General features: G+C 65.7%; 15 protein-coding genes. 4 read left to right on the top strand and 11 right to left on the bottom strand.

Annotated features, from left to right (window positions below; translation table 11 throughout):
* Window positions 1–180: 180 nt before the first annotated feature.
* Window positions 181–432, top strand: coding sequence for a DUF1344 domain-containing protein (locus ACT2B0_RS03695; protein WP_473461609.1), 252 nt, complete (start codon window positions 181–183; stop codon window positions 430–432).
* A 6-nt stretch (window positions 433–438) separates the two neighbouring features.
* On the opposite strand, the gene ACT2B0_RS03690 is transcribed toward ACT2B0_RS03695, so the two are convergent.
* From ACT2B0_RS03690 to ACT2B0_RS03675, 4 genes are all read right to left on the bottom strand, one after another.
* Entirely contained in the window at window positions 439–1,026 is a 588-nt protein-coding gene (locus tag ACT2B0_RS03690) for a histidine phosphatase family protein (RefSeq protein ID WP_473461606.1), read from the bottom strand.
* Between the two features lie 46 nt (window positions 1,027–1,072).
* Window positions 1,073–1,885 carry an enoyl-ACP reductase FabI gene (gene fabI / locus ACT2B0_RS03685; protein ID WP_473461602.1) on the bottom strand — a complete coding sequence of 271 codons (813 nt, stop codon included), beginning with the start codon at window positions 1,883–1,885 and terminating at the stop codon, window positions 1,073–1,075.
* Window positions 1,886–1,987: 102 nt separating this feature from the next.
* Window positions 1,988–2,914, bottom strand: a complete 927-nt coding sequence (locus tag ACT2B0_RS03680) for a DnaJ C-terminal domain-containing protein (protein WP_473461599.1) — start codon at window positions 2,912–2,914, stop codon at window positions 1,988–1,990.
* A gap of 123 nt (window positions 2,915–3,037) precedes the next feature.
* Complete coding sequence (locus tag ACT2B0_RS03675; protein WP_473465760.1) at window positions 3,038–3,418, bottom strand: RT0821/Lpp0805 family surface protein; 381 nt, start codon at window positions 3,416–3,418, stop codon at window positions 3,038–3,040.
* Window positions 3,419–3,556: 138 nt separating this feature from the next.
* Between ACT2B0_RS03675 and pdxH the strand changes: the two genes are divergently transcribed.
* The gene (gene pdxH, locus ACT2B0_RS03670) at window positions 3,557–4,174 is read left to right on the top strand and encodes a pyridoxamine 5'-phosphate oxidase (protein WP_473461596.1); all 618 of its coding nucleotides are present in this window, start codon (window positions 3,557–3,559) and stop codon (window positions 4,172–4,174) included.
* A gap of 34 nt (window positions 4,175–4,208) precedes the next feature.
* Here the strand turns inward: pdxH and ACT2B0_RS03665 are convergent, their stop codons facing one another.
* Both ACT2B0_RS03665 and ACT2B0_RS03660 read right to left on the bottom strand, forming a co-directional pair.
* The gene (locus ACT2B0_RS03665; RefSeq protein ID WP_473461594.1) at window positions 4,209–4,964 is read right to left on the bottom strand and encodes a crotonase/enoyl-CoA hydratase family protein; all 756 of its coding nucleotides are present in this window, start codon (window positions 4,962–4,964) and stop codon (window positions 4,209–4,211) included.
* Between the two features lie 10 nt (window positions 4,965–4,974).
* Window positions 4,975–6,747 (bottom strand): acyl-CoA dehydrogenase family protein, encoded by a 1,773-nt coding sequence (locus tag ACT2B0_RS03660; protein WP_473461592.1) that lies wholly within the window; start codon window positions 6,745–6,747, stop codon window positions 4,975–4,977.
* Window positions 6,748–6,889: 142 nt separating this feature from the next.
* Here ACT2B0_RS03660 and ACT2B0_RS03655 point away from each other — a divergent pair, with 142 nt between their 5' ends.
* The gene (locus ACT2B0_RS03655; RefSeq protein WP_473461590.1) at window positions 6,890–7,117 is read left to right on the top strand and encodes an LIM domain-containing protein; all 228 of its coding nucleotides are present in this window, start codon (window positions 6,890–6,892) and stop codon (window positions 7,115–7,117) included.
* 28 nt (window positions 7,118–7,145) lie between these two features.
* On the opposite strand, the gene purD is transcribed toward ACT2B0_RS03655, so the two are convergent.
* Entirely contained in the window at window positions 7,146–8,426 is a 1,281-nt protein-coding gene (gene purD / locus ACT2B0_RS03650; protein WP_473461587.1) for a phosphoribosylamine--glycine ligase, read from the bottom strand.
* Window positions 8,427–8,568: 142 nt separating this feature from the next.
* Here purD and ubiA point away from each other — a divergent pair, with 142 nt between their 5' ends.
* Window positions 8,569–9,552 carry a 4-hydroxybenzoate octaprenyltransferase gene (gene ubiA, locus ACT2B0_RS03645; protein ID WP_473461585.1) on the top strand — a complete coding sequence of 328 codons (984 nt, stop codon included), beginning with the start codon at window positions 8,569–8,571 and terminating at the stop codon, window positions 9,550–9,552.
* A 13-nt stretch (window positions 9,553–9,565) separates the two neighbouring features.
* Here the strand turns inward: ubiA and ACT2B0_RS03640 are convergent, their stop codons facing one another.
* The 4 genes from ACT2B0_RS03640 to ACT2B0_RS03625 form a co-directional block, all read right to left on the bottom strand.
* The gene (locus ACT2B0_RS03640; RefSeq protein WP_473461583.1) at window positions 9,566–10,129 is read right to left on the bottom strand and encodes a DUF6101 family protein; all 564 of its coding nucleotides are present in this window, start codon (window positions 10,127–10,129) and stop codon (window positions 9,566–9,568) included.
* Between the two features lie 375 nt (window positions 10,130–10,504).
* Complete coding sequence (locus tag ACT2B0_RS03635) at window positions 10,505–11,236, bottom strand: SOS response-associated peptidase (RefSeq protein WP_473461581.1); 732 nt, start codon at window positions 11,234–11,236, stop codon at window positions 10,505–10,507.
* Between the two features lie 421 nt (window positions 11,237–11,657).
* Complete coding sequence (locus ACT2B0_RS03630; RefSeq protein WP_473461578.1) at window positions 11,658–11,885, bottom strand: hypothetical protein; 228 nt, start codon at window positions 11,883–11,885, stop codon at window positions 11,658–11,660.
* Window positions 11,886–12,046: 161 nt separating this feature from the next.
* A complete protein-coding gene (locus ACT2B0_RS03625) occupies window positions 12,047–13,132 on the bottom strand; it encodes a SagB/ThcOx family dehydrogenase (protein WP_473461576.1) in 1,086 nt (361 codons plus the stop codon).
* Window positions 13,133–13,339: the final 207 nt, after the last annotated feature.

Genomic DNA, 13,339 nt, shown 5'->3' with positions numbered 1-13,339 from the left:
TCACCAGGCCCATCGGCCGCCTGTGCGACCGTCGCTGCCTTCTATTTGCCTTTCCGGGATCGGTCAAACGGTCCCGGACGACGATTTAGTTTTGACACAATCGCGGTGTTTCTGCTCTTGTCTCGCAATCCAATCACAAGACCCGCCCCGCAAGCGGGAGTCTGACAAGAGGTTTTGAGCATGCGTATCCTCGCATCGGCGCTGGTCGCCCTGTCGCTTCTTTCGGCGAGCCCCGTTCTGGCAGCCAGTGCCGAGGGCACGATCCAGTCCGTCGATCCGGACACGCTCACCATCGTGCTCGACGACGGCAAGACCTACAAGCTTCCCGGCGAAATCGACATGTCGGCGATCAGGGAAGGCATCGACATCGTCATCGCCTATGACGTGGTCAACGGCACCAATCTGATCACCGACATGGAAATCTACGAATAGTTTCGGTTACAGCCAATCGAGGTCGCCGCCCTTCAAGCGCAGGACGCGGTCCTGCGGCACGGTCATGATGGCCGCGGCGTGCCGGTCGAGCAGGCCGGCGATCAGGAAGACGGCGCGTATCACGCCGCCATGGGTCACGCACACGCTCGGACCTTTGACCTCATCCAGCCAGCCGCGGACCCGATCGGCGAGATCGGCATAACTTTCCGCGTCCGGCCCCGGCGGCAGGAATTCCCATTTGTCGCGGTTGCGCTCAGCCTCCGCGCCGGGCCTGGCGGTTTCGATTTCCTCGATCGTATAGCCCTGCCAGTCGCCGAAATGGACCTCGACCAGACGCGAATCGGTCCGGTAGCCTGCTGCCGGCAGCCCCATCTCGGCGCGAACGAGTTCCATCGTCTCGCGGGTGCGCCTGAGCGGGCTGGCAACGAAATCGAATCCGGACGGATCGTCGATCAGGCGCGCGAGGGTTTTCCCGTTGGCGCGCGCCTGTGCGCGTCCGGTGTCGTTGATGTCGATTTCGACCTGCCCCTGGAAGCGCAGTTCGGCGTTCCAGTCGGTCTGACCATGGCGCACGAAATAGACGAGCGGAAACATTGCTGGCACGCTTTCGCGATGATTTTTCGGCAGGGCGGCAAGCCGCTCAGACGGTGGAGATGTCCGGCGCGTCGACCGCCTTCATGCCCACGACATGATAGCCCGAATCGACATGGTGGATTTCTCCGGTCACGCCGCGCGACAGGTCCGACAGAAAATACAGGCCGGCATCCCCCACCTCCTCGATGGTGACGGTGCGTTTCAGGGGGGCGTTGTATTCGTTCCATTTGAGGATGTAGCGGAAATCGCCGATGCCGGACGCGGCAAGCGTCTTGATCGGGCCGGCCGACAGCGCGTTGACGCGGATGCCGTTGGCGCCCATGTCGACGGCCAGATAGCGCACGCTGGCTTCCAGCGCCGCCTTGGCGACACCCATCACATTATAGTGCGGCATCACCTTTTCCGCGCCGTAATAGGTCAGCGTCAGGATCGAACCGCCGGCGCTCATCAGCGGCTCGGCATGCCTGGCGATCGTGGTCAGCGAGTAGGCGGAAATATCCATCGTACGGCGGAAATTCTCGCGCGAGGTGTCAATATAGCGGCCGTCGAGTTCCTCCTTGTCGGAGAAGGCGATCGCATGCACCAGGAAGTCGAGACGGCCCCATTTCTGTCTCAGGCCTTCAAACACGGCGGCGATGGTGTCCTCCTCGGTGACGTCGCAATGCCCGGCAACATGCGCGCCGAGTTCCGCCGCCAGCGGATCGACCCGCTTCTTCAACGCATCGCCCTGATAGGTCAGCGCCAGTTCCGCCCCCTGATTGGCGCACGACTTGGCGATGCCCCAGGCGATCGAGCGGTTGTTGGCGACTCCCATGATGAGACCGCGCTTTCCCGCCATAAGCCCGTTTTCACCCGCCATCGCCCTACCTTTCCTGCACCGATCAAGCTCCCGCAAGCCTATCGCACAGGCGGTATCGGTCGACAAGCCGCATCGGCCGGCAAGACGGGGATCATTGCCACCTTACTCGCGCAGAAGCGCCTCGAGCGCGGCGCGCTTGTCCTCGGGCAGGAGGATGCGCACATGGACGAGGAGATCGCTTTCGCCGCTGCTCTTGTTCGGCAGGCCGCGCCCCTTCAGGCGCAGCACCTTGTCGGAGCCCGACCAGGGCGGAACCGTCACGGCGATCTTGCCCTTGACGGTCTCGACGGGAACCTTGGCGCCGAGCACGGCGTCGGCGAGGTCGACATAAAGATCGACATGCAGATTGCGGCCGTCGATCCGATAGCGCGGATGCGGCTTGAAACGCAGCGTGATCAGCGCATCGCCGCCATTTTCGCCCTGACCCTTCAGGCGGATGGTCTGCCCGTCCTCGACATAGCGCGGAAGCTTGATGGCAAGCTTGCGGCCACCGGGCATCCGGGCGCTGACCTGGCCGCCGCCGGCCACCTCCTCCAGCGTGATGTCGAGCGTGGCGCGCAGATCGGCCGCCTGGGCGTAGCTCGGACCCGAACTCGCGCCGCCGCCGCGACGGAAAGCCTGGCCGAACAATTCGCTGATAATGTCCTCGGCATCGCCGAACCCGCCCGCACCGCCGGGGCCGCCCGCGCCGCCGGGTCCACCGGTGCGGAACTCGAAGCGCGCGCCGCCCGGCCCCGCGCCGCCCGCGCGGCCGAAGCCCGCGAACGGATCGCCATGCGCGCCGCCTTCAAAGCCCTGAAAGCGCGGTTTGCCCGTGGCGTCGATCTCGCCGCGGTCGAAGGCGGCGCGCTTTTCGGCGTCGCCGACGATCTCATAGGCCTGGTTGGCCGCGGCGAAGCGGTCCTTGGCCTTGGGGTCATCCGGATTCTGGTCCGGGTGATATTTCTTGGCGAGCTTGCGGAACGCCGACTTGATGTCCTTGGCGCTCGCGGTCTTGGCCACGCCCAATACTTCGTACGGATCGCGCATCGTCATTGCCTGTCGAGGAAGTCAGTTGCTCGAGGACCTATATGCGAATTTCTAGGAAGAAATTCCAGTCCGGACACCGCTTTTCGCGCGCAAAAAGGCACTTCGGCAGCGCATGCGGCGGCATCAGACCGGCTCGAACGCGCGCATCCACCAGCCCGCGCCCGGCGTCAGGCAGGTTTCGCCGGTAAACAGCGCGACACCCTGAAAACTTTCGCGCGACACCCCGAAACGACGGCAGCGTACGCCATCGCGCTCGACTTCGACGATGGTGGCGACCTCGCCACGCGAGCCGGTCTCGGCGTTGGCCCAGGACAATGCGCCACCGGCCAGCGTTTCAAGATTGGCCGAGGTGACGGCGTTGCGGATCGTGACCTCGTCGGATCGGGTTTCCGTGTCGCCGGCCGCGACCGCGGAAGAGGAGACCGAACCGGTGACGATCGTTTGGTCGGGTCCGTCGTCGCCAAGCCCGAAACCGCTCGTGACGCAACCGCCCAGCGCGAACATCAGCGGCAACAGGACCAGCCTCAGGCCTGTGGCGCAACCGATTCGTTGCCGCAAAATTCCCCTGGACGCTTGCACACGGCGCAACAATCCGCCATCTCCTCACAAGGCCGTAACATTACCTCCCGCGAATGATCGATTATGAGCGAAACACCGTTAACGAAGGATGACTTCACCGCGCGCGACGAGCCGATCCGGCTGTTCGCCGACTGGCTGGCGGACGCGGAAAAGAGCGAGCCCAACGATCCCACCGCCGTGGCGCTGGCCACCGTCGACAAGGACGGCCTGCCCGACGTGCGCATGGTTCTCCTGAAGGGGTTCGACCGTGACGGTTTTGTCTTCTACACCAATTTCGAAAGCGCCAAGGGCGTGGAACTGCTCGGCTCGATGAAGGCGGCGATGTGCTTTCACTGGAAGTCGCTGCGCCGCCAGGTGCGGCTGCGCGGGCCGGTGGAGATCGTGTCCGACGCCGAGGCCGACGCTTATTTCGCCAGCCGCCCGCGCGGCAGCCGGATCGGCGCATGGGCGTCGAAACAGTCGCGCCCGCTGGAAAGCCGTTTCGCGCTGGAAAAGGCGGTCGCCGAATACACCGCCCGCCACGCGATCGGCGAAATTCCGCGGCCGGCGCACTGGTCCGGCTTTCGCCTGAAACCGCAAGCGATCGAGTTCTGGCACGACCGGCCGTTCCGGCTGCACGACCGCGTGGTGTTCAGCGCCGACGGCAAGGGCGGCTGGGGCAAGGCGCGGCTCTACCCCTGAGAAAACGGGCGGTTTTCGCCCTCAATTCCCGCCCTCAACCGGCCTGCTTGCGGTTCATGAAAGCCATGAAAGCCGCGCGCGCCTCGTCGGATGTGAGCCGGGCGCGGAAATGGACGCCCTCCTCCTTGATGCGGGCAACGAGCTCGTCGCGCGGGCTGCGCATCAGATCGCGGGCGATCTTCAGCGCCTCGGGCGGCTTGGCGGCGATCTCCTCGGCGGCGGCGAAGGCGGTCGCCTCGAGCTCGTCCTCGTCGACAACGGCGTAGATCAACCCCGCCGCGCGGGCCCGTTCGGCGGAAAATTTCTCGCCGAGCCCGAGCAGCGCGAAGGCCTGCTGGCGGCCGAGCACGGCCGGCGCAAGCAGGCTTGAGCCGGCTTCGGGCACCAGTCCCAGATCGACGAAAGGCGTGCGGAACTCGGTGCGCGGCGTGGCGAAGGTCAGGTCGCAATGCAGATTGATCGTCGTGCCGATCCCGACGGCCACGCCGTCGACGGCCGAGACCAGGGGCTTTTGCAACACGGCAAGCGCGAGAAGGAAATCATAGACCTCCATACCGCCGTCGCCGCCCATGGCGACGGCCAAGAAATCCTGCAAATCGTTTCCCGCGGAAAACGCGCCCGGCACGCCGAGGATGACATGGACGCGGACGGCCGGGTCGGCATCGCCCTCGGACAGCGCCCTGGCCATCGCGGCATACATGGCGCAGGTGATGGCGTTTTTCTTGTCCGGGCGGTTCATCCGGATCGTCTGGACGGCGCCCCGGCGTTCGATCTCGATATGGGTGCTCATCGGCCTGTCCTCAGTTGAGCGCGGCGGCGGCGAGCGCCAGGCTTTCGGCGCCTTCGCAGGCGCGCTCGCGCAGGGCGCCGGTCTCGCCGGCGAGGTTTTCGCAAAAGAAGCGGCACAATGCGACGCGCTCGGACGACTGCGCCGCCACCGCGCCACGGCCGAGACAGGCGGCGCCCGCCGCCATGGCGAACAGCCGCAAATAAGGCGTCGCGCCCGCCAGCGCCTCGTCGGTCCTGCCATCGGCGAGCGCGGCCTGCATGAAGCGGGTCGCCGCCTCCAGATCGTCGAGCGCGGCGGCGATCTTCTCGGCGCTGCGGCCGAATCCGGGCAGGTTGGCGGCCCGCACGGCCTCAGCATCTTCGCGCAGTTCGGCGATGTAGCCGGTCACGTGCTCGCCGCCCGACTGCGGCAGCTTGCGCATCACCAGATCGATCGCCTGGATGCCGTTGGTGCCCTCGTAGATCGGCGCAATGCGGGCGTCGCGGTAGAGCGCGGCGGCGCCGGTCTCCTCGACATACCCCATGCCGCCATGAACCTGGACGCCGAGCGAGGCGACCTCGACGCCGATATCGGTGGAAAACGCCTTGGCGACCGGGGTCAGAAGATTGGCGCGCTCCTGCCAGTGGCGCGCCGCATCGCCCGATCTGGCCTCGGCCATGTCGGTGGCGTGGGCGCAGCAATAGGCGATCGCCCGGGCGGCCTGGGTCAGCGCCCCCATCGTCAAGAGATTGCGCTGCACGTCGGGGTGCAGGACGATCGGCGCCATGCCGTCGCCGTCATGGCCGGCGGCCCGGCCCTGGCGGCGCTCCCGGGCATAGGCGAGCGCCTTTTGATAAGCCGCCTCGGCGACGGCCACACCCTGCATGCCAACGGCCAGCCGCGCATTGTTCATCATGGTGAACATGCAGGCCAGCCCGCGGTTTTCCTCGCCGATCAGCCAGCCGACGGCGCCCGGCTCGCTGTCCCCGGCAAAACCGTCGCCAAAAATCATCGTGCAGGTGGGCGAGGCGTGAATACCGAGCTTGTGCTCGATCGAGGCACAGAAAACGTCGTTGCGCGCGCCCGGCGCGCCCTTGTCGTCGGGCAGGAATTTCGGCACCAGAAACAGCGAGATGCCGCGCGTGCCGGCCGGCGCGTCGGGCAGGCGCGCCAGAACCAGATGCACGATATTGTCGGTGAAATCGTGCTCGCCATAGGTGATGAAGATTTTCTGGCCGAAGATGCGATAGGTGCCGTCATCGGCGCGTTCGGCGCGCGCGCGCAGGGCGTTCAGGTCGGACCCGGCCTGCGGCTCGGTCAGGTTCATCGTGCCCATCCATTCGCCGGAGACCAGCTTGGGCAGATAGACCGCCTTCAACGCGTCGCTGGCGTGTTTTTCCAGCGCGTCGACGGCGCCCATCGTCAGGATCGGGCCGATGCCGAAAGCCATCGAGGCGGAGTTCCACATCTCCAGCGCCGCAACGCCAAGCATGCCGGGCAGCCCCTGGCCGCCATGGTCCTGCGGCAGCGACAGGCCGTTCCAGCCACCGTCGACCCAGCGACGATAGAGATCCTTCCAGCCGTCAGGCATCGTCACGGCCGCATCCTTCAGCACCGCGCCGTGCTCGTCGCCGATCCTGGCGAGCGGCGCGACCTCCTCGCCGGCGAAACGTCCGGCCTCGCCGAGGATCGCCTCGACCAGATCAGCCGAAAGGTCGGGAAAAAGCCCTTCCTCGATCGCGTCGCGCAGGCCCGCCACCTCGTTGAGGGCAAAGGCGATATCGTCGACGGGTGCTCGGTACATCATTCATTCTCCCCGATTGTGCGCGTGGTGGATACCGCGCGCCTGCTCCTGCGCATCTCAGGGCTAGTTTTTTTTGACGTAAACGTCAATTGATTGGACGACATCCGTTGCGATTTGGTGGCGACCGGTCTAATCGGGCGGCATGCTTGCCCGACCCGAAAAATTCAGATGCGTGGAATGCGGCCTGCCCTTCGGAGCCGCGGGCTTTCATCACCATCACGGCATGGTCGAACACGGACCGGCCTATTGGTGCGACCGGGGCGTTTTGTGCTCGCCGGCCTGTTCTCTGGCGCATCACCGACGCCGCGCGGCCGAGGGCACGCTGCCCGACAAGCCGGCGCCGGACCCGTTCGACGATTTCTCGCACTGATATCCGACAACGCAGAGCGCGCTGCAATTCACCCGCCGGACGTTTCGCGCGCGATTGCGCGCCAGCCGATGTCGCGGCGGCAGAAACCGCCGGGCCAGTCGATCCGGTCGACGGCGGCGTAAGCGCGGTCGCGCGCCTCGGCCACGGACGCGCCGAGCGCGGTGACATTGAGCACCCGTCCGCCGGCGGCGACGAGCCCGTCATCAACCCGCGCGGTGCCGGCATGAAAAATCTCGACGTCCTCGCCCGCCGCTGTCTCCAGGCCGGCAATCGGCGAACCCTTTTCGGGCGCGCCGGGATAGCCGCGCGCGGCCATCACCACCGTAAGAGCGGACTCGTCGCGCCAGCGCGCCGACATGTGGCCGAGCTGGCCGTCGGCGGCGGCCTTCAACAGCACCAGGAGGTCGTCCTTGAGCCGCATCATCAGCACCTGGCATTCCGGATCGCCGAAACGCACATTGTATTCGATCAGCTTGGGTCCGTCCGCGGTCAGCATCAAGCCGGCGTAAAGCACGCCGGTAAACGGCGTGCCGGCCTCGGCCAACCCGCGCATCGTTGGCTCGACGATCGTGCGCATCGTCGTCTCGACCAGATCCGGCGTCATCACGGCGGCCGGGGAATAGGCGCCCATGCCGCCGGTATTGGGGCCGGTGTCGCCCTCGCCAACGCGTTTATGGTCCTGGGCGGTGCCAAAAGGCAGCGCGGTGGCGCCGTCGCACAGGCAAAAGAAGCTCGCCTCCTCGCCCACAAGAAAATCCTCGATCACCACCTCGGCGCCGGCCGCGCCGAAGGCGCCCTCGAAACAGGCATCGACAGCCTCGAGCGCGTCGGCCAGCGTCATGGCGACCGTCACCCCCTTGCCGGCGGCGAGCCCGTCGGCCTTGATGACGATCGGCGCGCCTTTTTCACGCAGATAGGCCTTGGCCTTCAGCGCGTTGTTGAACCGTCGATAGGCGGCGGTGGGGATGGCGTATCGGTCGCACAGCTCCTTGGTGAAGCCCTTGGAACCCTCAAGCTGGGCGGCGGAGCCAGAAGGGCCGAAGACGGCGATGCCGGCCGTGCGCAACGTGTCGGCAAGTCCGTCGACCAGCGGCGCCTCCGGGCCGATGACGACGAGCTCGATCCGGCGGACCAGACAGAACGCGGCGACGGCGTCATGATCGGCGACGTCGAGCGCGACCAGTTCGGCATGGGCGGCGATACCGGGATTGCCGGGCGCGGCGTAAAGCTTTCCAAGCAGCGGCGAGGCGGCGAGCTTCCAGGCGAGCGCATGCTCGCGCCCGCCCGAGCCGATCAAAAGTACATTCATTGCGCGCCTCGCCGATTCCTTCGCCTCAGCGTTCCGCTATTGGGGCCGGGGCGCAAGGTCAAGGGTGGCAGCCGGCAGCGACGACGCGCCGGGACGATCCGCGCGCTTGACGTGGTCGCCCGCCCCTGCCACTTCACCCGGTATGGACGATATCCAATCTATCAAGCAACGCGGCCGCGTCGCCGATGCGCCATCGGGCCATTGGGTTTACCGGGTGCTGCCGCGCGCGGTATGGCCTTTTGCCCAGCTCGCACGCTGGGACCGCCCGATCGGATGGAAATTGCTGATGTGGCCCTGCTGGTGGTCGGCCGCGTTGGCCGCGGCAGCCTATGCACGGCCCGGCGATCCGATCCTGAGCCTGCTGCCCAACCCCTGGCATCTCGCCCTCTTCCTGATCGGGGCCGTCGCCATGCGCGGCGCGGGTTGCACCTATAACGACCTGGTCGACCAGAAGATCGACGCCATGGTCGAGCGCACGCGCTCGCGGCCCTTGCCGGCCGGCCAGGTGTCGCGACGCCAGGCCTGGGTCTTCGTCGTCGTCCAGGCGCTGGCCGGACTGGTGGTGCTCTTACAGTTCAATCCGTTCGCCATCCTGCTCGGTATCGCCTCGCTGGCGATCATTGCCGCCTATCCGTTCATGAAACGCATCACCGACTGGCCGCAATTCGTCCTCGGCCTCGCCTTTTCCTGGGGCGCGCTGATGGGCTGGGCGGCGGTGTTCGGCAGTCTCGACACGCCGGCCCTGCTGCTTTACGCGGGCTCGATCCTGTGGGTGATCGGCTACGACACCATCTACGCCCATCAGGACAAGGAAGACGATGCGATCGTCGGCGTGCGCTCCACCGCGCGACTGTTCGGCGACAACACCAAGAACTGGCTGTCGGGCCTCTACGGCGGCGCGCTCCTGTTGATGGCCGCGGCCTGCGCCTCGGCCGAAGCGCCGCTGCCGGCGCTGGCCGGCCTGGTCGCAGCCGCGGTTCACATGACGCGCCAGATCCGCGTTCTCGACATCAACGACGGCGCGCAGTGCCTGCGCCTGTTTCATTCGAACGCCGTCGTCGGCTGGCTGATTTTCGCCGGCTTCGTCGGTTCCGGGCTGTGGGCGGCGCTCAAACCGATGATTTGAGCGCCGGCAAGGCCTATTCGCGCGCCACGATCTCGTCGCCCGCAACCACCAGCCGTACCCCGAGATTGCCGGTTTTGCGGCGGGCGAGAAACCGCGGCCGGCGCGGGGCGGACCCGTGGCGCTTGCGGCGCTCCTTGGGAGCCGACACCTGAGCCGAACTCAGCGATTCCTCGAGCGTGCGTGCCACACCGTCCGATTCGATCAGCAGCATGGGCAGCCGGTACGCCTCGGCCCAGTTGCGCCAGTCGGCTGCAATGTCGTCGAGGTCGTGGGCAACCAGAAGCGGCACGCACAGCATCGGATCGCCATGCAGCAATTCCAGCGTGACGGTGACGTTGCCGTCCTCGTCCTCGATCGCGCGGGCGGCCACGCCCTTGAACGCATTGGCCGGCAGCGCGACCGTCACCGGCAACCGGCTGTGCGCCAGGGTGCGGTGCATGACAGCGCCGCGCTTGTCGATCTTGACCGTGACCTCGCCATAATCGTCGCGGGCCGCATAGCTCGCGATCTGGGGGAGCCGGAACGGGTCGAGCCGCATATAGCGCCCGGCCCAAACTGGGTTCGACACCGTATTCATCACTTACGCCTTCCTGCAACGCCTGAGAGCCGTTTTCCGGTTCTCGCGGGCCGGTTGTCCGGCCTCTTTGTGATTGCAGGCTAGCGCGGCGACCTTACCGGCGCGCTTAAGAAGTTGGGTTAAATTTTGCTGATCTGGCAAATGGTTATCGGAATCCGACCGATAAACCGGACCGCAACGAAGATGGATGGAGCGTTAAGGACGTGGAGCTCACCACGCGCAATTTGGAATGGCGCGGCGCGCCGGCGGGGGCGTTCACCCTCGAAGCGCTGTCCAAGCATTGTTCGACGGGACGGAGCAGCTGCAGACAAGCAGTCCGCAGGTATCAAGGGCCGACGCGAGGCGGCCGGGCACGCGACGACGATCATCAGATCGTCAGCCGGTGTCGTCATCGGCCGCCGGATCGATCTCGTCGAGGATGTCGGGCGTGTTGTTCGTGGGCGAGCCGACCTTGCGGCCGATCGGCCACATTGTCATGAGTTCGGCGGGAAACGGCACCAGCAGGTCGCGCGGGTCGGGATCGTCGGAGAGCCAGCGGCGGTAGTCGGCCGGATGCAGGATGACCGGCATGCGATCATGAATGTCGGCCATCATCGCGTTCGGTTCGCAGGTGAGGATGGCGAAGGTGCGGTAGGCGAACCCGTGCTCGGGGTGTTTGCGATCAGACCAGATGCCGGCCAGGCAAAACGGTTTGCCGGAGGCCATGGCGATGGCGTAGGGCTGTTTGGCCTTTTGTCCCTTGATCGCCTTCCACTCGAAAAACCCGCTGATCGGGATCAGGCAGCGCCGCGCCTTGTAGGCCTGCTTGAACATACCCGAGGAGGCCACCGTCTCCGATCGCGCATTGATCGGCGGCGGCCGGCCGCCCAGTTTCTCTTCCTTGGCCCAGTGCGGCACGAAGCCCCATTTGGCCGCGCGGAAGGTCGGTCCCTGTTCGCCGCTGTCGCGCACGACGTCCTGGACGACAATCGGATAGTCGAGCGAGGGCGCGCCGTTCCAGGTCGGGAAGTGGTTCGCCAGTCCCTCTGCATCCTCGCCGCGTGCGGCGAAATCGAAGGCCGTCAGCATCTCCGGCAGGGTCGACTTGATGTAGATACGCCCACACATGGCTAGTGCGGTTCCCGCTGGCAAAGCGAACCGCGCCCGACATTCTCGTAGGCCGGCGCGCGAAGCGCCAAGGCCGCCCGCGGTCGCGCCCGCCGGCCCGCGACGAGGCCAGCGCCTCCGGGCCCATGCGAACGAGCGTTCCGCAGCCTTGCCATCGCCTGATCCTCCGCAAGCGATAGTCGGTAGGCGACGCATTGCCGTCAAGGGATGCAACTGGCCTTCACAGGCATGGCGAAAAGGCACCTGCGCGGGGGGTAGCGCTCTTTCCGCCGCCGGCCGAGCAGCGCCACTCGCTTTCGGCCGGGGCCGAGGCCGCCCACAAGCCTGTTTATCCGACATGTCGTCGACGCCCGCTTGAAGTCACGCAACGGGCCGAGGGCGCCAAAAGAGCGTGGCCGCGAGGCTGTCGGCTCCAGCGCCGCTATTCAGCGGCGAGCGGGTGCGGCAGGTCGGCAGTCTGCTTGTCGGGCCGGGCGAAAATGCGTTCCTCGCGGATGGTGTCGCTGAGCTCGAGATAGGCCATTTCGACAAAATAGGCCGTCAGTTGCAGTCCGGCCGACGCGGCAATCTCGCGCATTTCGCGCAACTGACCGTTCAAATAGGCGATCTGCTCCCGACGTGTCACCGATCCCTTGGTGCGAGCTTTCATAATCCTGTCCTGTTGGTTTGGATGGCTTCAAAACTCACAAGATACGCTTACCCACGATTACTGATCTTTCTGGAGCAGCCCCCCCGGGGTCAGCCGAGGCGAACGCCTGCTCGATAGGTTTACAAACGACACCCCGCACGGAAGCAGCGGTTTGGCGATATTCAGTGCGTCGCCGCCCTGCAGGTGCGCTCGAGTTCGGCGCGATCCGGCCTGGCCAGCGCCAACGCGTAGATCGGCGAAACGGCTACGGAATCGAATTTGAGCAATTGCGCAATGCGGGCATGGGACAGCGCGGCCGTGGGGCAGGCGGTGAGTTCATGATGCGTTGCGGCAAGCATGATGTTCTGCCCGATATGGCCGGCTTCGATCAGCACCACCCGATAGGCGTTCGGGTCCTCGTATTTCCACATGGTGCGCCGCAGATCCGCCGCCAGCACGATCAGGCAAGCCATCTCGTCCGCCCATTCCTGGGTGCCCGTCAGCTCGGAGAGTGTCGGCAGGCCGGGCGCCTCGATCCTGCCAAGGTCGTGGTCGAGCGCCGAATAGTGGTAGATACCGGGCGCAAGCCCCTCGACCGATCGGGCAAAAACATAGGCCTCGTAGGGATTGCGCGCACCGCCGGACGGCGTCATGGACAAAGGCAGCGACCCCGTCACGCCATGGGTGTTGCCGGTGATGCCGAGGCCGGCGAACAAGCAGTCGCTGAGCTGTTTCAAGGTGATGGTATCGGCACCGGCCTTGCGGACCGTACGGCGACGGGCCATCAGCTGGAACAGCTCGTTGTCCTCCAAAGCATCGGGAAGACGGATGGCCTGGTCTGGCGCATTGCGCAGCCACAGCACCGGCGATGTCGAACTCGCCGCCTTGTCCATCTGCCGCTGCGCAGCCTCTTCGGCAGTGAGATAGTCGGGATTCTGAACGCAGAAATGCATCAGCGCGGTCGGAATGCCCCATGACCAGTCGCGCTCGAAGCTCGCCTCGCGGGCCGCCAGATCCGATCCTTCAACGACCAGGGCCGACAGGTCGATGAGCTGGCGCGACAGCCCTTCCGCCTCCTCATCGCTCATCCCCTCCACCAGCGCGGCCAGCGCACGCGGCGGCTGCCAATTCGTCCAGCTGTTCAGGACGGCCACAAGATCGGGGCTGCAGGAGAACGTCTGTCGCGACAGAAAATTGCACCCGATCAGGCTTTGATCGTCATGCGTGAAAACTAGTGTGCGCGAAGGCCGAACCAACATCGTCGCCATTCCGTGTCTTAGCCGGCGTCGCCAATCCACTCCGGACGGGCGACGCCGTTGCTGTTGCTTAGCGGGAGAAGTGCCAGCCCGGGCCGACAAAAACCTTTGTCGACGTCGCCGCAACCGAAAGATTCTTCTTCGAAGTCTTCATGATGATTTCCCTCTCTTCTTGCCCCCGGACTTATCGGGAACAACCGCACGCTATCGAGGAAAGTC

It is taken from the genome of Nitratireductor sp. J20-h4 (genome assembly GCF_056780505.1).
This window is presented reverse-complemented; position numbering and strand designations above follow the sequence as displayed.